This is a genomic window from Chryseobacterium sp. POL2 (assembly GCF_011058315.1).
Lineage (GTDB): Bacteria > Bacteroidota > Bacteroidia > Flavobacteriales > Weeksellaceae > Soonwooa.
The window spans coordinates 1,262,663-1,280,922 of record NZ_CP049298.1 but is presented as its reverse complement, the minus strand read 5'-3'; the positions used below and the strand labels follow the sequence as shown (position 1 = coordinate 1,280,922).

The 18,260-nt window shown below is 36.1% G+C and carries 17 protein-coding genes; 7 read left to right on the top strand and 10 right to left on the bottom strand.

The features are described from left to right. Window positions 1-36 precede the first annotated feature (36 nt). Entirely contained in the window at window positions 37-417 is a 381-nt protein-coding gene (locus tag G6R40_RS05915) for a hypothetical protein (protein WP_165132939.1), read from the top strand. Between the two features lie 45 nt (window positions 418-462). Here G6R40_RS05915 and lnt read toward each other — a convergent pair whose 3' ends face one another. Continuing rightward, entirely contained in the window at window positions 463-2,121 is a 1,659-nt protein-coding gene (gene lnt, locus G6R40_RS05910; RefSeq protein WP_165132936.1) for an apolipoprotein N-acyltransferase, read from the bottom strand. A gap of 72 nt (window positions 2,122-2,193) precedes the next feature. On the opposite strand from lnt, the gene G6R40_RS05905 reads away from it, so the two are divergent. Then, window positions 2,194-2,565 carry a DMT family protein gene (locus G6R40_RS05905; protein WP_165132933.1) on the top strand — a complete coding sequence of 124 codons (372 nt, stop codon included), beginning with the start codon at window positions 2,194-2,196 and terminating at the stop codon, window positions 2,563-2,565. Beyond that, window positions 2,565-3,011 (top strand): VanZ family protein, encoded by a 447-nt coding sequence (locus G6R40_RS05900; protein ID WP_165132930.1) that lies wholly within the window; start codon window positions 2,565-2,567, stop codon window positions 3,009-3,011. The genes G6R40_RS05905 and G6R40_RS05900 overlap by 1 nt, the downstream gene beginning before the upstream one ends. 3 nt (window positions 3,012-3,014) lie before the next feature. Here the strand turns inward: G6R40_RS05900 and G6R40_RS05895 are convergent, their stop codons facing one another. From G6R40_RS05895 to G6R40_RS05870, 6 genes are all read right to left on the bottom strand, one after another. Then, the gene (locus G6R40_RS05895; protein ID WP_165132927.1) at window positions 3,015-4,163 is read right to left on the bottom strand and encodes a cytochrome-c peroxidase; all 1,149 of its coding nucleotides are present in this window, start codon (window positions 4,161-4,163) and stop codon (window positions 3,015-3,017) included. Between the two features lie 3 nt (window positions 4,164-4,166). Then, window positions 4,167-5,684: a DUF6850 family outer membrane beta-barrel protein gene (locus G6R40_RS05890; RefSeq protein ID WP_165132924.1), complete on the bottom strand. Its 1,518-nt coding sequence runs from the start codon at window positions 5,682-5,684 to the stop codon at window positions 4,167-4,169. A 15-nt stretch (window positions 5,685-5,699) separates the two neighbouring features. Next, entirely contained in the window at window positions 5,700-6,932 is a 1,233-nt protein-coding gene (locus G6R40_RS05885) for a DUF4876 domain-containing protein (RefSeq protein ID WP_165132921.1), read from the bottom strand. A 40-nt stretch (window positions 6,933-6,972) separates the two neighbouring features. Beyond that, window positions 6,973-9,711, bottom strand: a complete 2,739-nt coding sequence (locus tag G6R40_RS05880; protein ID WP_165132918.1) for a TonB-dependent receptor plug domain-containing protein — start codon at window positions 9,709-9,711, stop codon at window positions 6,973-6,975. Between the two features lie 149 nt (window positions 9,712-9,860). After that, window positions 9,861-10,877: a UDP-N-acetylmuramate dehydrogenase gene (murB, locus tag G6R40_RS05875; protein WP_165132915.1), complete on the bottom strand. Its 1,017-nt coding sequence runs from the start codon at window positions 10,875-10,877 to the stop codon at window positions 9,861-9,863. 99 nt (window positions 10,878-10,976) lie between these two features. Further along, complete coding sequence (locus G6R40_RS05870) at window positions 10,977-12,173, bottom strand: pyridoxal phosphate-dependent aminotransferase (RefSeq protein WP_165132912.1); 1,197 nt, start codon at window positions 12,171-12,173, stop codon at window positions 10,977-10,979. Window positions 12,174-12,259: 86 nt separating this feature from the next. On the opposite strand from G6R40_RS05870, the gene G6R40_RS05865 reads away from it, so the two are divergent. Continuing rightward, window positions 12,260-12,718, top strand: coding sequence for a DUF1801 domain-containing protein (locus G6R40_RS05865; RefSeq protein WP_165132910.1), 459 nt, complete (start codon window positions 12,260-12,262; stop codon window positions 12,716-12,718). Window positions 12,719-12,745: 27 nt separating this feature from the next. On the opposite strand, the gene G6R40_RS05860 is transcribed toward G6R40_RS05865, so the two are convergent. Further along, the gene (locus G6R40_RS05860) at window positions 12,746-13,744 is read right to left on the bottom strand and encodes an isoaspartyl peptidase/L-asparaginase family protein (protein ID WP_165132907.1); all 999 of its coding nucleotides are present in this window, start codon (window positions 13,742-13,744) and stop codon (window positions 12,746-12,748) included. 118 nt (window positions 13,745-13,862) lie between these two features. On the opposite strand from G6R40_RS05860, the gene G6R40_RS05855 reads away from it, so the two are divergent. After that, window positions 13,863-14,495, top strand: coding sequence for a YiiX/YebB-like N1pC/P60 family cysteine hydrolase (locus tag G6R40_RS05855; RefSeq protein WP_165132904.1), 633 nt, complete (start codon window positions 13,863-13,865; stop codon window positions 14,493-14,495). Between the two features lie 3 nt (window positions 14,496-14,498). Here the strand turns inward: G6R40_RS05855 and G6R40_RS05850 are convergent, their stop codons facing one another. Next, on the bottom strand, window positions 14,499-15,014 hold the full coding sequence (locus G6R40_RS05850; protein WP_165132901.1) for a DUF4833 domain-containing protein: 516 nt from the start codon (window positions 15,012-15,014) through the stop codon (window positions 14,499-14,501). Between the two features lie 100 nt (window positions 15,015-15,114). Here G6R40_RS05850 and G6R40_RS05845 point away from each other — a divergent pair, with 100 nt between their 5' ends. Both G6R40_RS05845 and G6R40_RS05840 read left to right on the top strand, forming a co-directional pair. After that, the gene (locus tag G6R40_RS05845; RefSeq protein ID WP_165132898.1) at window positions 15,115-15,669 is read left to right on the top strand and encodes a LemA family protein; all 555 of its coding nucleotides are present in this window, start codon (window positions 15,115-15,117) and stop codon (window positions 15,667-15,669) included. A gap of 2 nt (window positions 15,670-15,671) precedes the next feature. After that, window positions 15,672-17,609 carry a DUF2207 domain-containing protein gene (locus G6R40_RS05840; protein WP_165132895.1) on the top strand — a complete coding sequence of 646 codons (1,938 nt, stop codon included), beginning with the start codon at window positions 15,672-15,674 and terminating at the stop codon, window positions 17,607-17,609. Between the two features lie 54 nt (window positions 17,610-17,663). On the opposite strand, the gene G6R40_RS05835 is transcribed toward G6R40_RS05840, so the two are convergent. Further along, entirely contained in the window at window positions 17,664-18,218 is a 555-nt protein-coding gene (locus G6R40_RS05835) for an NADPH-dependent FMN reductase (RefSeq protein WP_165132892.1), read from the bottom strand. Between the last annotated feature and the right edge of the window lie 42 nt (window positions 18,219-18,260).

Sequence of the window (18,260 nt, the reverse complement as noted above, 5' to 3'; positions counted from 1 at the left end):
CTTTGATTATTCAAAAGCCCTTTTTATCTTTATAGCATGAAAGCAACGACAACAATCCCTGATAAAAGTTTTAAAGGCAACAAGTATTTTTATGGTATTTTAATCTTCTTGCTATTGCATTTTTATATGTCGGTAAATACCGATTTGGCGGAGTTTAGCCAACACAAAGACATCAATATTCCCATCTGGTATTTTTACATTGTTTTTACTGTAGATGCTTTGGTTGTACTAAGTTTAGGCCTTATTGCAATGTTCAAAAAAGTGGGCGTTATAGCATTTCCAGTCTTTATTATTAGCCATTTTTTAATTCACAGCTACTTTTTGTCCACCTTTTTATATTCGGATGTTAGCGTCTTATTTTTCTTTGTAGGTTTAGGATTGCTAATGATTATTCCGCGTTGGAAAGATTTTAGTTAATTCTAAACTTTAAGTTTAATAAAAATTCTGAATGAGAAAAGTCAATTATTTTCGATTCAGATATTTTCTTCCAGGAATAAAACAAATTAAAAATCCGACTACGAAAAAACATAATCTCGACCAAAGGTCGCCAGTTCTTACATAAAAAGTTTCCCCTTCCAAAAGATTAGCTTTCGCTGTTAAAGCGCCTTGTGCACCATACGGCAACTCATCAACAATGTCGCCACGTGCGTTGATGTGCGCACTTGTTCCGCTGTTGGCAGCTCTTAGGATTTCTCGTCTGGTCTCAATGGCGCGAAGTTTTGCATAAGCCAACAATTGTTTGTGCCCTTGCGAAAATCCCCACCAAGAGTCATTGGTTACAATAGCCAATAGGTTGGCACCTTTTTTTACATAGCCGTTTGTGAATTCACCATAGATGCTTTCATAGCATATAATAGGAGCCAATTTGGCTTTGTTAAAAGGGTTGCTAAAAACCTTGCGTTCTTTGTCAATGCCTAGCGATCTAACTGTTCCGCCCATATTGAGCATAGCATCGCCCAAAATTGGTTTTAAAACACCCATATAAGGAAAAATCTCAACACCAGGAACGAGTTTGCCTTTATGATAAACTTCTACATTTTGATTAGGGATAATTTGCAATGCCGAATTGTAGTCGTCCACCCAAAAGTTCGGACCTTCTATAAAAGCTGCAGTAGATGATTTTTGATTTTTTTCTTCTTCGTTTTGATAAACATAATAGGTAGAAGCGCCTCCCATAAACAAAGTTTTGGGATGTTTTGCAAGAAAAGTTTTGATGTCGTTAATCAACAAGCTGTTATGAAATCCTTTCTCACTCATACTTCCGTAACCAGGAAATGAGGTTTCTGGTGAAAGATAAATATCTATTTTCTCAGGATTATTTCGTTGGTTTAAAACCGAATGTTTATCAGCAATGTCGAGCAATTCTGTGACGATGGCAACACTGTCTTTTTGGTATTTTTCGGTGTATGGGTCAAGGTCTGGTTGTAGCATGGTGACATTAACACTTCCAATAGGTTTTTCGTCGTAGTTAACATACATGATATATGAAACAAGCATGGGAATAGTTGCTAAACCCAAGAACAAAGAAATATTAATTGCTAAAGATTTTCTCACACGTCCAGCTTCCCAAATTCTGAGTGTGTAAAATCCAATGACGTTAACCAGCAAAATCCAAAGGCTACCGCCAGTTGCGCCCAAGGTATCGTACCATTGTATAAGTTGGTGTTGGTCAGCAAAAACATTTCCCAGATTAAGCCATGGCCAGGTAAGCTCCCAGCTCAAATGGAATTTCTCAAAAGACATCCAAATTGCCACAAAAAATACCAAGCCGAAATAAGTGCCTTGACTTTTTTTGTACCAATGGTATAACTGGAAAGTCAATGACATCAAAAGCGAATTAACAATGACTGGGAAAATAACCGCCATCAAAGAATGACTTCCATCGGGATTTTGAGAATTGTATAACCAACCCGTTGTAACAATATTCCAAACAATAAATGTTAAATAAGACAGACCAAAAACTGCCCAAGATTTATATTTTATGTTACTAAACTTTGAAATGTCGTGTTCTAAAAGTAGTAACGGAATAAAAGCAAAAAATATAAAATACGGAACGCCGTAAGTAGGCCAAGAAACACAAAATAATAGTGCGGAAATTAAACTTAGAATAACGTACTTCATTGCAAAAATTTGTACCAAAAATACGACATTATAATCTTCTATACTTTATTTTTGCATGATATTTAATCGTTTATGGGAAAAGTTGTTCTTACGATTGTACTATTGGTTTTGTCCAATACTTTTATGACGTTAGCATGGTATGGTCATTTGAAGTTCAAAGATATGAATTGGTCTCAAAATTTGGGGCTCATCAGCATTATTCTCATCAGTTGGGGCATTGCCTTTTTCGAATATGTTTTGCAAGTTCCCGCGAACAGACTTGGGTTCAAAGAAAATGGAGGACCTTTCAATCTTTGGCAATTGAAAGTTATTCAGGAGGTTATCTCTCTGAGTGTTTTCACAGTTTTTGCGATATTCGTTTTTAAAAATGAAACTTTAAGAACCAATCATCTTATTGGGTTTGGATTTCTTATTTTGGCGGTTTACTTTATTTTCAAAAAATAATGCTTAAAATTTTAAAACTCATATTCCGAATTTGCATTTTTCCGTACGCAATTGTATTGCTGTATTTTATGTTTTTTGGCTTTGGCAGGGAGGCGATGTCTATTAATATTGTAAGACTACAACCTTTAGCATCAAGCATTCAGTTTGTAAAAAATACGTTGTTTATAAAGGATATTCTTATCAATATCATAGGAAATTTGGTGATGTTTATTCCTTTTGGATTTTTAGCATGGATATTTCCTAAATTTTATGATTTTAAAAAACTGATACTAAGTTTTCTTTTCGTTTTAATAATACTCGAAGCCTTGCAATATTTCACAAGACTTGGTGTTTTTGATATCGATGATATTATTTTTAATTCAATAGGACTAAGTTTAGGTTTTTATCTGATGGCGTTTGTCGAAAAATACATTTCAACAACCAAGAATTATAAGATTTTAAAATAGAAATTATTCTGTTGGGAAATCTGGACGTCTCATTTTAAATTTGGTTCCCGACATCGATTCTAAAAACAGAACCAAAGCTTTGGTTTCGTCTTTTGTTAAATCTAATTTTTTTAATAATGGATCGGTAACAGGATACATCAGGTCATTTTTCTTTTGTTCTGCAGAAGGGTCTATCATGTGCATGCCGCTGTTGTACATGTTAACAACACCTTCCAGATCGTCAAAAAGACCATTGTGCATCCAAGGTCTTGTCAATAGTAAATCGCGAAGTTGCGGCGTACGGAATTTTCCAACATCTTCTGGCTTTTTGGTTGTGTTATACAGCCCAAGATCCTCGTATTGTCTTTTGTAATATGTCAGCCCAATGTTATGAAATTTTTCATCGCTAAGATATTGTCCATTATGACAGTTCATACAAGCCGCTTTGGTACGGAAGATGTGCATGCCATAAATTTCTTGATCCGTTAACGCATCGTATTTGCCATCAAGAAATTGATCAAAACGACTCGGTTGGCTTTTTACAGTTTTCTGAAATTCTGCTAAAGCTTTTGTTATACGATCAAAATTGATTTTGTCATCACCGTAAGCGTCTTTGAACAATTTTTTATAGCCTTTAATTTTTTCAAGTTTTTCACTTAAAAGTGGCGGTTCCATATTCATCTCATGATGTGCCGCAATTGGAGAAATCGCCTGGTCTTCCAATGTTAATGAGCGTCCATCCCAAAAGAAAGATTGGCGTTGTGCGATATTGAGAATGCTAATCGTATTACGTGTGCCGTGCAAATGATCGTTACCCAAAGACACGCGACGGCGGTCTGTCCAGCCCATTTCTGGATCGTGACAAGTGCTGCAGGAGATTTGGTTGCTACTAGAAAGTTTAGGATCAAAGAATAACATTTTTCCCAATATGACCATAGGTTTTTCTTGTTCTTTAAAATAGTTAGAATCTCGTTTTATAGAAGAAAACTCTTTCCAGTTGACGCCTTCTTCAATGTTTGGTTTTGGCCATTTCGAAATTGCTTTTTTGTAGCTGTTGACGATGTCCTGAAATGTTGGATCTTGCATGTCCAAAAGTTCTCGGTTAACTTTTGGTGCAAAACTTAGTAAAAACATGATAACCGCAGCAACGCCCAATAAAACTATTTTCTTCATGATTTAAAATGTAATTCCTAAAATTAATTGTGTAAAGTTATTATTTTTTTTCTGTAGCTGAAATTGTTGCCAACCGGCTTGGATATAGAAAGCAGGAAGTTTTTGGAACTTAAGATCGTAACGCAAACTCGCGCCTAAACTAATCGCATCACTTGCTAAATAATTGTAATCCGACATTAACCAATCCATGATACTTTCGCGAAGGTCGGTTGATAGCGCATTGGTGGATTTTATAATTTTTTTTGTCGAAAAATTTCCTGATAGACTGATAAGCTGATTGTCTGCTATTTCTTGTATATAAAACGCATCAATGCCTAAAGTATAGCTTTCAAATTTTTGCCCACTGAAGGGATACATGCGTTGTTCGGTGGTCTGTCGATAAAGCAAACTAGGTGTTGCGCCCAAAACAAATTTATCAGCAGAATATTGATATAAAACTTTGATAGTGGATAAATAATCTTCTTTCTTGTAAGATTTTCTTTTGTAGATCTGTTCTATAATTTCGGTATTGTTGGTGTAGCCATATTCGGAGCCAGTTCTTATAAAAGCTTGATAATTGGCCACCAATCCAACGCGATGTTGATGGATACTGAAAAACTTTGCCGCCTCTATTTGGTAATTCTCGTTATCTAAGTCTGAAATGTCAAAATAGCGGTTGGTTGGATTCACGCTTTTTTGATTTTTAGATTGCGACAAGTAACCCGTTATGTAAAATGGATTTTTTGAATTTTTAAAAATTTGACCGCCTACTTTATAACCGAATTCTTCATAGATAGCCGCAGGGCTTCCGCCATTAAAGAAATAATTTGAAAATCCAAATCCCGTCATTTGATACATCAAAGCTTGACCAAGATCGCTTACGAATTTGATAGATGTATTTTGGGTGTATTTGTTGAGGTTTCCAAAAATTCCAATTTCAAAATCGTTATAAAATCGGTAGTTGACACCCAGGTTAACATTAAGGTCAGAGGTTGTACTTTTTTGTCTAGGATCGCGATTGCGAGAACCGAGTTGTGCCAAATAACTTGCCTCGAGTCCGAAAGTCCAGCGGTTTATTTTTTGTGAAATTCCTCCAGAAAACTGATAACGTTCCAGCTTGGTATCGCCGCATGCAGAGTCGGCAATGCTGTAAGGGGCAATTCTGTCAAAATCTAGATTTTCGTTCCATTTTACAGAAGAAATATTTAGATTTTGATAGCGCGCACTTCCCCAAATGCTGCGGTGGTCATTTTGTTTTTTGTAAGAAGTCACTTTTAGACTAAGGCCTTTTTGTCCAGAACCTTCCTGTTGGCGATAGATATTTCGTTTTTCGTTTTCGTAACCGATGCTGAAATCGGTAAAAGAAAAATTACTATAACCCGACATGCTTGCCGGATTATAGTAAAAATTATTTTTAAGTTGTCGCTCAACACTATATTGTTGCTCTATTTTTGGAAATAATCGAATGCTGTCCTGAGCCTTCAGATTTGTTAATCCGAAAGTCAAAATAAAAAAGCTAAATAAGGTGTTTTGCAACTTCATTTTTTTAAAAAGATATTAATGAACGATTCCGTTTTTCAAACTGGGTTCAGCATTTCTGATGAAATCTTCTGCTGAGTTATTCGTGTCTTTATAGATGTTTTTTCCTGTATTGGTTTTGCCCAAAGTTTTACGACGAACAGATTTTCCCAAGCGGTTGGGATCGTTCCAAAATTCGCCAACGCCTGTCCATCCCGAGTCGATTGACGTTGACGTTAAGATGTGTAAAAACTTGTCAGAAGTACTGTTGTTAAAACCATCTAGAATCCAAGTGTTTGGAATTTTATAAGCACTTTTGTTGGTGGTTGTTCCCGCAGCATTGGTGTAAGAGTAGCTGTATTTATAATTTTGAAGAAAACTCGCATCCGTTTCTCCAGCAGGGAATCTTGCAATAACATAAGCTTCCACGCCACTGCTGTGCAAATAGATCATATCATCAAAAGCCATTGATGTGTAAACTACTTTTACGTTAGGAACCGATGGGTTATCAACTTGTGCCAATGTTGTGTTTTTGATGGATGGGAACTCAAAATCTGCTTTTTCAAGGTTGAAAGCGGTACTGGTTTGCGCATTGTGATTAATCGCATTATCTGCTACAACGATAAAATCGCCCGGTTCCACCGGATATTGCGTGCCATTACCAGGGAGAAGCATCATGCCTTTCACCGCGAAATAATCGTTCGGATTGTGTGGGCTAACATTGTTGTTGACGCTTGTCAGAAATTCGGATTGTCCAATAATTAATCCGTCAGCATACAAAATTTTGTCTGTGTTATTCACCAATTTAAAATAACGACTGGAGTTGTAGTTTTTTCCTTCTGGCGTTTTCACACCTGTATAGAACACTTCTTCAATGATAAAATCTTGACTGAATTGTTTGAAAAATAATGGGATATTGATGTTAGAATTTGAGGTGTTAACATCCAAATTTGCAGAACCAGCAATGGTCAAAGTTTCTCCTGTGTTAGCAATAATAGTTCCATTAACTGTTATTTTGTAAGAGCCATATGCTAAAGAAAGACTAAGATTGTTGTTATTTTCAACAGATTTTTTAATAAAACTTCCTGTATTGGTTTCAAGAATTTCGATTTCCAAAGTTTTGTAATTGGTGATATTTTCACCTGTAAAAGTCATGCTGACATTACTTTTCTGACTTTGTTCAAACCCGAAATCATCGTCTTTGGAGCAAGAGATAATACTGGTTGTTAATGTTAGTCCTAATAGACTGAGAAGTAAAAAGTTCTTCTTCATAGCGTTAATTTTTAGAGATATTGTTATTTAGAATTGTTATTTAGAAATTATAATTAAGTTCCATTCCAAAATAAGGTGTGGACAGGTTTTTTCGTTCGATTTTAATGCCATTCATATAATAAGGATGGGCATAACCAAACAGTTTATTCACAAACATTGAGGTTCTTAAAGCTTTGTAAATTTTTTTTGTGACTTTAAAATTGGCGTTCAAAGTATAAGTATATCGGGTTTCGAGATTATCGGTTTTAGAAACATCACGCACAAGCCATTGTTTGTAAATGTCCGTTCTGTCAGCATCGGTAAAGTTGTGAATAATGCCGTCCACACCGTAATACGAAATAGGTTCTGCCATACGATGGTCACGTTTTCTATGATCAAATAGCGTCCCTTGAAATGACGCCGAAAGTGTTAAATCCAAATTGGGTAAATAGGTGTCAACAAAAAAATTATAGTTGAGGTTAGAGTTGATATAACCATCATCATTTTTGTAAATGCCATAATACGGGAAGTTGGACCCGCCAATAGATGAATTTGGTTTTTCGTGAACTGGAATTGTATTGCGATATTGCGTATTAAAATAGGCGCCTGTTAAAGTAAATCTCGTATTGATAGCCTCGAATCTTGGCGATGTGTAACCGAATTCGATACCCCTTTTTATCGTGGCACTGCCGTTCTCAGTGATGCTATAGCTCCCGAATTCTGTCATCATTTGATACGGAATATTATCTAAGTTCGGGCCATTATTCCAGTCGTTAATATCAACATAAGCTGGATCGTATTTTTTATAAGATTGCGCTACGGTTTGCAAAGTGCTTCGGAATCCGTTGGTCATTTCTTCTTGAAAATAGGTTACGAAAAATTCATGATTTCGATAATTAAGATCAAGACGCGCTTCGTATTTGGTATTTTTTGCGGCGGTTAAATTTTTGTTCTCCAAAGATTGTACATAAGTCATAAAGTTGACATAACGGTAACGCTCATCATTGTGATAATAATTAAGCTGCGTGTAGTCCATATATTTGGTGTTCGGGTACAACATCAACAAAGTTGGCTGTTTGTAAAATTGCCCGTAACCTAAAGTGAAATCCGCTCGCAAAGCATGATTACCGATATATATTTTTGGAAGTCCATATTGGAAATTAAGTCGTGGTTCAAAAAAGAATTGTTTGCTAATACTAAAACTTTTGTCCACACCAAGTAGGTTAGATGTTCTTAAACCAGCATAAAGATTAAGCTTGTGTTCATCGATTTGATAAGACATTTGGTCACCAATGAAAACTGCCATAACTTGCCAAGCTGGGATGTCATCGTAGGCGCGTGGTCGCACATTCATTGTAGCCGTAGGCGGCGTAAGAAGATCGTATTGTTGTCCTTTTCCAAAGTTTTTAGAAAATCTCCAGTCAACACCAACTTCGTATTGATGGAGTAGAAGCCCCGATTTTTTAACACCATTTAGTTGTAACAAAGTCGAAACATCCATAGGTTTGCCATCGGTATAAAATTCTGAAATGTATTTGATCTGTGGAAAAATACCGACATTTTCACCTTGAGTGGTTGCTAAAGATATCGAACGTGGTCCAGACTGTTGAACCAATTTTGTCTGTTCTATTTTATCAAAACCTTGACGAATAGATGTATTAAGCGTTAGCTTGTTAAAGAGATTTTCTTTGCCTAAAATATAAACGAAATTATTGGTCAAACTTAGTCTGCTATTCGAATTTTTGTAAGCATCTATTGGTGCATAACCTGTGTCAGGATCATTCTTTTCCTTGTCAATATTGTTGGAGAAGTCAAGTGTAGAACGCCATTCCAGATGTTTGTTCCAAAGCTTTGTTTTCAGGCGAGAACGTAGCGAAGCTGTTACACGTTGGTAATTTTCAAACTGATTGGTTGGATCAACTTTGGCATCCAGAAAGTCCAAGCTCGATGTCATTTGCCAATTTTGTTTTAGTGCAAAACCTTTGCTTATATAGTATTGTTTGCTAAAACCATCCGCTTTAAAACGCGCTTGCAGTGGTGTTTTCCCTATTTTTCTATCAATTTTTATGACGCCAGATGTCAGATCGCCATAAGATGCTGACGGAATACCACGGATGATTTCCACTCTTTCGATATCATTGGTGGATAATGTCCGCATGTCCACACCAATTCCTGCAGCGGCTTTTTGTTGTGGACCACTAAGAAACTGACTGTCGTTAAGTGACAATTGCATATCCGCATTCGAGTTCCAAATATTATTATCAATAATAAATTGCGTTCCCAACGCGCTCGTGTTATAACTGCTTGGTGCCGAATCGCTTTCTCGTAATAAAACCCGATTGGATGAGGTTAAAGTTGGCGTTTTTGCTAATCCTCCAGGTACAAGCTCCATGATATCAGCAAAACTCGATGGCTGTAGATGTTCCATCGCTTTGGTTGTTATCACAGATTTGCTCGTAAGACCTTTCGCTTCTTTGGCAGTTACAACCACTTCCTGAATAGTATTTTCGCTAAGAAGTTTGATGACAAGATGTTGATTTTGAGTAGGTGTAATTTTTAAATCACGATCCTGATAAGCATTATGGCTCACAACGATGCTGTAGTTTTTATTTTTTTCGAGGAAGATTTTGGCTTCACCTTTTGCATCGGTTTTTAATGGCTTTTGATTACTTATTTTGAGATTAGCATTGGGTACAGCTTGGTTCTTTTCGTTGTGTACAGAAATGTTTAACTCAATTTTTTGAGCTAATGATAAAGCTGAAAGCCCAACCAAAAATAGGAAACTTAAAAATCGTGTCACGCTTATTTTTAATGATTATAAATAAAACACAAAAGTAAGAAGTTGTTAGAAAATATGAAAGTTTATTTAGAATTAATTTAAATAATTGATAATTGTCACAAAAAAAACACCTCTATATTGAGATGCTTTAATTTTTAAAATGCAGATAATCAGATTATATTGACTTCACGTTCCAATTCGATTCCGAATTTTTCTTTGACCGAATTAATAATGTTTGTTGAAAAATCATATATTTCTTGACCATTTGCATTGCCAGTTTTATTAATAATCACCAAAGATTGTAGATGATGGGTGGCAACATTTCCTATTTGTTTCCCTTTCCAACCACATTGTTCGATGAGCCAGCCTGCGGGCACTTTTACCCATTCGCCATTAGGATAAGCTTGGATATTGGGAAATTTTTCTTTTAAAACTTCAAATTGCTCCAAAGATATTGTCGGGTTTTTGAAGAAACTACCAGCATTTCCGATCTCTTTTGGATTGGGCAATTTACTCTCACGGATGGCAATAACAGCTTTGGAAATCTCTTGGATTGTCGGATTTTTTATGTTCAGTTTCTCAAGTTCCGTTGTTATGGCGCCGTATTCAGTTTTGATAGAATGCTGTTGTGTTGTGAGTCGAAAAGTAACATTAAGAATGACGTATTTGCCTTTTCCTTCTTGCTTGAAAATGGAGTCACGATATCCAAATCGACATTTTTCTTTATTAAAATATTCAATGTTTAAGCTTTCAAGATTGAGAACTTCACAATAATCGAAACTATCTTTTATTTCGGTGCCGTACGCGCCAATATTTTGCATAGGCGAGGTACCAACATTTCCAGGAATTAAAGATAAATTTTCTAAGCCGCCATAATTTTTATCCAAACAATAAAGAACAAATTGATGCCAATTTTCGCCTGCATTTGCAGTAATTAAAACATGGTTATCGTCGTCTTGTTTTTCAGAAATTCCTTTTAAATCCAGTTGGATAGCACAACCATCAAAATCTTTTGTCAATAAAATATTGCTTCCACCACCCAAGAAAAGGAACTTTTCGGATTCTAGTTCGGGAAGTTGCAGAACCTGTTTTAGTTCCTCAATGGATTGTACGCTTGCAAAATATTTTGCACGGGCTTCAACTCCGAAAGTGTTGTAAGATTTTAAAGATTTTTGCGTCTGAATCATGCTGGGATTTTAAAGCGCTAAATTATCAATTTTTAAAGTATTGAAGGACTTTTTAAAGCTAAAAAAAGCGAGAAAGTTCTCGCTTTTATATCAAATAGATTATTTGTTGTTATAGACTTTAAGAGCATCTCGAAGAATTTCGGCGCTACGTCTTAGATCGTCGGATTTTAAAACATAAGCGATTCTCACCTGTTTTTTTCCAAGTTCGGGATTGCTGTAGAAACCGCCAGCTGGCGCTACCATAATGGTTTCTCCATTGTTGTCATAACTTTCCAAAAGCCATTGTGCAAAGACTTCTGTATCATCTACAGGAAGCTCTGCAACGCAATAGAAAGCGCCTTTGGGTTTTGGACAGATCACACCTGGAATTTCGTTTAATAAATCAACAAGTAAGTTTCTACGTTTTGTATATTCTTCGCGAACACTGCGGATATAGGCTTCGTCATTAACATGGGCGGCTGCCGCAGCAATCTGTCCTAGCAAAACTGGGCTCAATCTCGCTTGTGCAAACAACATTGCAGCATCATGAATTTTTTTGGAACGTGTAATCATACAGCCAATTCTTACACCACACATCGAGTAACGCTTCGACTCCGAGTCAATAATGATGCAGTTTTCCGCCAATTCTGGAAATGTCAACATCGATACTTGTTGTTTACCATCGTACACATATTCTCTATAAACTTCGTCAGAAATAACGACGATGTCATGTTTCAGCGCGATATCAGAAAGCTGTTGCAGTTCTTCTTTAGTATAAAGATATCCTGTTGGATTTCCTGGGTTACAGATAATGATAGCTTTGGTTTTATCTGTAATTTTTTTCTCAAATTCTTCCATTGGAGGAAGTGCAAAACCGCTGTCAATACTAGATGGTATTGCTACAACATTTACATTGAAAGTACTTGTAAATCCGTTGTAGTTGGCGTAATATGGTTCTGGAATTATCACTTCGTCACCATCGTCACAAAGCGTAGAAATTGCAAAGTTTAAGGCTTCTGATCCACCATTGGTCACAATGAAGTTATCGGGTGTTAAATCTTCAAAACCTAAAGTTTGGTAATAGGTTGTTAAGGCTTTTCTGTAATCGATATTTCCTTCAGAAAGCGCATATTCTAAAACTTTTAAATCTATATTTTTAATAGCGTCCAAAGCCGTTTGAGGAGTCTCAATATCTGGTTGGCCTATATTAAGATGATAGACTTTTGTTCCTTTTTGTTTAGCTTGTAATGCATAAGGAACCAGTTTTCTAACCGGAGATGGCGGCATGTGACGCGCACGTTGTGATATTTTTGGCATGTTTCAAAAATTAATATGACAAAAATAAGATTTAATTTTTTAAATTTAAACTTCAATTTTTACGAAATCCATAATTAATACCAAACATGCAAATAGAAGCAACGAGCGTTGATGATTATATCGCAAAAGTTCCCGAAGATCGTCAAGAAGCTATTAAAAATTTAGTAAAAACTATTAGTGACAATTTGCCAAAAGGTTTTGAAAATGTGATTAGTTACGGCATGATTGGTTGGGCTGTTCCACTGTCAGATTATCCGGACGGTTATCATTGTGCGCCAGGAACGCCTTTGCCTTTTATTAATTTGGCATCCCAAAAGAATTTTGTAGCACTTTATCACATGGGCATTTATGCAGACGAATCTTTACTACATTGGTTTCAAGAAGAATATCCAAAATATTCGAAACGAAAATTGGATATGGGGAAATCCTGTATCCGTTTCAAAAAGATGGAAGATATTCCGTTGCCGTTAATCGCTGAATTGTGTCAAAAAGTTACACCACAAGATTGGATTAATCAATATGAATCCTTGTACAAAAGAAAATAAAAAACTCAGCCTAGACTGAGTTTTTTGTTATTTATAAATGTAAACTTCTATCTCGCCTTTGTCTGTGACAGCGCCACGATACATGCCTTCGGTATTGAAAGACATTGCTATATTTCCGTCTTTATCCAGCGCGATAATGCCACCGTCGCCACCTAATTGTCCTATATCATCAATGCTGGCTTGTGCTGCATCTTTTACATTTTCTTTCAAAAATTTCATACGATCTGCAACGGTTTTGCTGGCTACCGTTCGAATGAAAAATTCGCCCCATCCCGTTCCTGAAAGTCCCACTTGGTCGTTAGCATAAGTACCTGCTCCGATAATAGGAGAATCGCCAATGCGATTGAATTTTTTGTTGGTCATGCCACCCGTTGATGTGCCCGCCGTGATGATTCCGTTTTTGTCTAAAGCTACAGCGCCAACAGTTCCAAACTTTTGATCGATTAGAAAATAGTCAGGAAGTTTTTGCTCGTTTTTAGATGTTTTCTTTTCAGCTTCCATAGCTTTAACTTTTTGAAGGCTATTCCAGGCTCTTTCGGTCCAGAAATATTTTGGATCTACAATTTCCAAACCTTTTTCTTTTGCAAATTTTTCTGCGCCAGCGCCCGCCATCATAACATGTTCGGATTGTTGCATAACTGCTTTTGCGGCGAGAATAGGATTTTTAACTGTTGTTACACCCGCTACAGCGCCTGCTTTTCTGTTGTTGCCCGTCATGATAGAAGCATCCAGTTCGTTCTTGCCTTCGTTGGTGAAAACGGCGCCTTTTCCAGCATTGAATAGCGGTGAGTCTTCCATAACGATGATGGCTACAGTGACAGCGTCTAATGAGGATTTCCCATTTTTGATTTCGTTGTAGCCTCTTTGTAAAGCTTTGGTTAATGTTTCCCGGTATTCTTTTTCCTTTTCAGGAGAAAGGTTGGCTTTTGTAATGGTGCCAGCACCACCATGAATAACCATGACATATTTTTTTTGACAAAAAGCCAAAGTTCCTAAAAGTAAAAATGGAAGAAAGATTTTTTTCATGAGGATTTAAGATAATATTTAAGGTCAAATTTAACAATAATAAATGAAGAGAATTTTGGAAACTAAAAGTATTTGTTATAGGTTTTGTAGATTTGCACTTCAATAAAAAAATTGCGTAATGGGGAAAAATATTTTGGTTTTACTGTTGTGTTTGGTACTCGTACATTGCGCTTCTTATTCAAAATTTGATGGTGTGGAACATGGAGATTTACTATTTGTAACCGCGAAGCAAGAAGGACTTTCTGGGGCGATTAATAATGTGACGCAAAAAGAAGCGCAGTCGAATTTCGATCATATTGGCTTGGTAGAAAAATCAGGGAAGGATTATTTTGTTCTGCATGCTGCGCCTAGAGGCGGATCGCAACGACAGCCAATGTCGGATTTTCTGAGAGAGCAAGAGCATCATGGTCAACGTGTTGTGATTTATCGTTTGAAAAATCCGTATCAAAATAGTATTCCGTATGCGATAGAGAAAGCCAAAAGCTTGGTTGGGAAAGATTATAATTTTGATTATATTCTTAATGAAAATACCTATTATTGCTCAGATTTTATTGAACGTGCTTTTCGAAAATATCAAATTTTCAAGCTGGAACCGATGACTTTTATTGATCCTAAAACGGGAGAAACCAATGCGTTTTGGAAAGACTTTTATCAAAAGAAAAACTTAGAAGTGCCAGAAGGACAACCTGGTTGTAATCCTAATGGATTGGCAGCTTCCGAGAAATTGGAGCGTATAAAAATTTTGGAATAATTTTTAGATTTTTAGTTTTTCTGTCACACTTTTGCCAGTTTCAAAATCTTTACCTGTTACTAGGATATAATCTGCGCTAGGCTTTAACCCAGAGTTTTTCAGTTGGATAAACATTTTTTCGAGATAGATTTTGTTGCCGTTTACTGTAAGGAAAACGGCGGGCTTTTGTTGATTATTAAAAGCGAGATACAGTTTCAGATTCTTTTGACCTTTTAATGAAAATTCAAAATAATTGTCATCCATTTTCTTAAAATTTATACCATAAGCCAAAGATTTCTGTATGCTTGTCAAAGGTTTTATTTCTGCATTTTCTTCATATAATATTCGGTAAATGTTGATGGGATTGGTATCAGAAATATTTTTGCCAATGATGATGGCGTCGTACACAAATGTATTGCGATTATCACTATGTTGGATGTAGAACAGTTGATTGGTTTTTTTCTCAGGCGTTGGGTAATTGTCCTGGGCTGTCAACAGATTAAAACCTGTAAGTGAGAAGAATAATACTAAGAATTTCATTTTGATTAAAAGTTTATTACCAAAAGTAACAATTAAAAATTAATTGAAAAATTCTAAATCATATAAGTGAAAATGATTAATTTTAATTAAAACTAAAATTATGTTTTCATTATTAATTATTATTGGATTAGCACTTGTTATTATTGCTTATATAATATCAATTTATAACAAATTGGTACGATTGCGTAACCTTGTGCAAGAAGGTTGGAGTAGTATTGATGTGATGCTGAAAAAACGTCATGATCTTATCCCAAATCTTGTCGAAACGGTAAAAGGCTATGCAACTCATGAACGGTCCACACTCGATAGCGTGGTACAGGCTAGAGCAGCTGCACTTAAGGCGAATACGGTAGAAGCTAAAGAAAGTGCTGAGAAAAATCTTAGTCAAGCCATGATGAATTTGATGGCGGTTGCAGAGCAGTATCCAGATCTGAAAGCCAATGCCAATTTTCAACAATTACAAGCCGAATTGTCTTCTGTAGAAGGTGATATCGAAAAAGCAAGACGTTATTACAACGGTACCGTAAGAGAAAATAATACTGCTGTGGAGTCATTCCCAAGCAATATTGTTGCGAATATGTATAAGTTTGAAAAATCTGCATTCTTTGAATTGGAAAATCCTACGGAACGGCAAGTACCAAGCGTAAAATTCTAAAAATGAAACGCCTGCTTTTAATATTTTGCATTTTTTGTTCAGTATTTAATTTTGGACAAAATTCTGATCGTCTTAATGTTAGCGAGGTAGCATCAACTTATCAATCGGAGCGAATACTGAACTATCATGCTGATATTTTGGTCAATGAAAAAGGTGGAATAGAAGTTACGGAACATATTAAAGTTTATAGCTTAGGAAAGGATATTAACCACGGTATTTTCAGAACTTTTTTAACAACACGCGAGTTTAATGGGAAAAATCAAAAACTTAAATACAATATTCTTTCTGTAACGCGTGATGGAAAAAAGGAAGAGTATCACTCCGAAAGTAGCTCTGGCTATTACAAAATCTACATTGGTAATAAAGATATTGACTTGCCAGCAGGCGAATATTCTTATGCAATCAAATATACATTAGACAATCAAATTGGTTTTTTCCAAAATTATGATGAGCTGTATTGGAATGTCAACGGAACAGATTGGGCTTTTCCAATAGATTCTATTTCTGCGAAAGTCGTCTTGCCATTTGGTGCTAAGATTCTTCAAAATGCTTGCTATACTGGCGAAGCGAGAAGTACCGCGACCAATTGTAGTTCAGAAATTCTTGACAATCACACCATCGGATGGAAGGCTTCCCATCTCGGAAGTGGCGAAAATTTAACCATTGCCGTGGGATTTAATAAAGCTTTGATACAAGCACCACCACCACCAACTTTCTTTGAAGAAAATGGCATTCTCCTTTTATTAATTCTGTCAATGTTGGGATTAATGGCATTTTGCTATCAAAAATGGAGAACATATGGTGTGGATCCGCCCAAACCAACGATTTATCCTCAGTTTAATGTTCCAGATAATTTGTCGCCAGCAAGTTTGGGTTACATCAAATTTGAAAATTATAAAAATGAATATCTTACAGCAAGCATCGTCAATCTCGCTATTAAAGGCTTTTTAAAAATTCTTGAGCAAGAGAGTGAAGGTTTTTTAGGTCTTAGAAAAAGAAAATATTACCGTGTTGAAAAACTGAAAAATGCAGATAATTCTTTAGCAAAAGAAGAAATTGGGGTTTTGGATAATTTATTTAAAAACCGTGATGTCGTAGATTTTAAAGGGTCTTATGATCCCAAAATTGAAAGCACAGTCGAGAGTTTCAAAGCAAGTTTGTCTTATCAACACGACAAATTTCTCCAAGAAGGGAACAACCGAAATATACTTTGGATTCCAGCATTGTTAATTACATGTATATATTTTGTAGCCTTATTAATTAGCTCTTACAAAGCCGATGAAATGAGTTTTATGATTCCAGGCGTTTTTGTATATGTTGCGCTGCTTATCATTTATTTTGTTGTCACCTCGTTTTATAAGAAAATAAAAATTAAAGGTTGTGCCGCTATTTTTTTAATATTTTGGGCGTTAGGTTTTACAATTCCAATAGTTTTGGCAGGTGTCGCCATAGGTGTTGACAAGAACATCAAATACTGTTTTCAGTTTATTATTTTGTCGTTTATCCTAATATTAGCTTTTCAATATTATATTAAACGACCTTCGGAAGCAAAGCTGAAGCAGCAATCTTTAATCGACGGATTCAAAATGTACATGGGTGCCGCCGAAAATGAACAATTAAAATTTCATAATTCACCCAAAATGACCCCCGAAATTTTTGAAAAATATTTACCTTACGCCATGGTTTTAGGCGTTGACAAAATTTGGGGAGAAAAGTTTGAAATCGCTTTGCTGGCAATGGCTTCTGGCTACACAAGTTCTTGGTATGTTGGCCATTTTTCGGGAATGGGCAACTTCGGCAGTTCTATTAATTCCAGTTTGACAAAATCGATTAGTTCCAGTTCTACTGCGCCTTCCAACAGCAGTTCTGGCGGAAGTGGCTCTGGAGGTGGCGGCTTCTCTGGCGGCGGCGGCGGTGGTGGTGGCGGTGGCGGTTGGTAAACTTATTTACCGCAATCCAACCAAATTTTTAAAACTTCTGAATAGAGATTTTATTTAAAATTTATTAAACCAATCCACATAGGCGTTGATGAATTTTTTTAAATAATCGGTCGTGCGATCGTCTATTTTGCCAGACTCATCAAAGGCTTTTGAAATCTGACTTAAATAAATCTCGGGCTGTTGCATGGTGTATATATTCACAGAAGTTAAGCTTTGTCGCAATTGATGATTGGCTCCAAAAGCGCCTAGCATTCCTGGAGAATTACTGATGACAGCACTTGGTTTTTTTGTCCAAACATTTTTGCCAGCAGGTCGCGACGCAACATCAATTGCATTTTTGAGTACAGCAGGCAAACCACGATTATATTCGGGCGTTACAAAAATAACGCCATCGAGCTGGTCAACTTCCTTTCGGAAACTAATATAACTTTCGGGAACTTGGTCATGGTCATCAAAATCTTGATTGTACAACGGCAATTGCCCAATTGATATTATTTTGAATTTAAAAGTTGGCGGTTCCAAACTGATGATTTCTTCAGCTACTTTTCTGGAAAAGGATTCTTTGCGGAGGCTTCCTACAAAAATTCCGATGTGTTTTGTGTCCATCATTTAATTTTTTAATTATTTAAAATTAAGAAAAATTTGATGAAT

Bases quoted from the DNA above. Each gene is read 5' to 3' on its own strand.
- G6R40_RS05840 (WP_165132895.1), top strand. From the start codon at position 15,672: ATGAAACGCCTGCTTTTAATATTTTGCATTTTTTGTTCAGTATTTAAT.
- G6R40_RS05885 (WP_165132921.1), bottom strand. From the start codon at position 6,932: ATGAAGAAGAACTTTTTACTTCTCAGTCTATTAGGACTAACATTAACA.
- G6R40_RS05890 (WP_165132924.1), bottom strand. From the start codon at position 5,684: ATGAAGTTGCAAAACACCTTATTTAGCTTTTTTATTTTGACTTTCGGA.
- G6R40_RS05855 (WP_165132904.1), top strand. From the start codon at position 13,863: ATGGGGAAAAATATTTTGGTTTTACTGTTGTGTTTGGTACTCGTACAT.
- G6R40_RS05835 (WP_165132892.1), bottom strand. From the start codon at position 18,218: ATGATGGACACAAAACACATCGGAATTTTTGTAGGAAGCCTCCGCAAA.
- G6R40_RS05850 (WP_165132901.1), bottom strand. From the start codon at position 15,014: ATGAAATTCTTAGTATTATTCTTCTCACTTACAGGTTTTAATCTGTTG.
- G6R40_RS05870 (WP_165132912.1), bottom strand. From the start codon at position 12,173: ATGCCAAAAATATCACAACGTGCGCGTCACATGCCGCCATCTCCGGTT.
- G6R40_RS05915 (WP_165132939.1), top strand. From the start codon at position 37: ATGAAAGCAACGACAACAATCCCTGATAAAAGTTTTAAAGGCAACAAG.
- G6R40_RS05865 (WP_165132910.1), top strand. From the start codon at position 12,260: ATGCAAATAGAAGCAACGAGCGTTGATGATTATATCGCAAAAGTTCCC.
- G6R40_RS05845 (WP_165132898.1), top strand. From the start codon at position 15,115: ATGTTTTCATTATTAATTATTATTGGATTAGCACTTGTTATTATTGCT.
- lnt (WP_165132936.1), bottom strand. From the start codon at position 2,121: ATGAAGTACGTTATTCTAAGTTTAATTTCCGCACTATTATTTTGTGTT.
- G6R40_RS05860 (WP_165132907.1), bottom strand. From the start codon at position 13,744: ATGAAAAAAATCTTTCTTCCATTTTTACTTTTAGGAACTTTGGCTTTT.
- G6R40_RS05905 (WP_165132933.1), top strand. From the start codon at position 2,194: ATGGGAAAAGTTGTTCTTACGATTGTACTATTGGTTTTGTCCAATACT.
- murB (WP_165132915.1), bottom strand. From the start codon at position 10,877: ATGATTCAGACGCAAAAATCTTTAAAATCTTACAACACTTTCGGAGTT.
- G6R40_RS05900 (WP_165132930.1), top strand. From the start codon at position 2,565: ATGCTTAAAATTTTAAAACTCATATTCCGAATTTGCATTTTTCCGTAC.
- G6R40_RS05895 (WP_165132927.1), bottom strand. From the start codon at position 4,163: ATGAAGAAAATAGTTTTATTGGGCGTTGCTGCGGTTATCATGTTTTTA.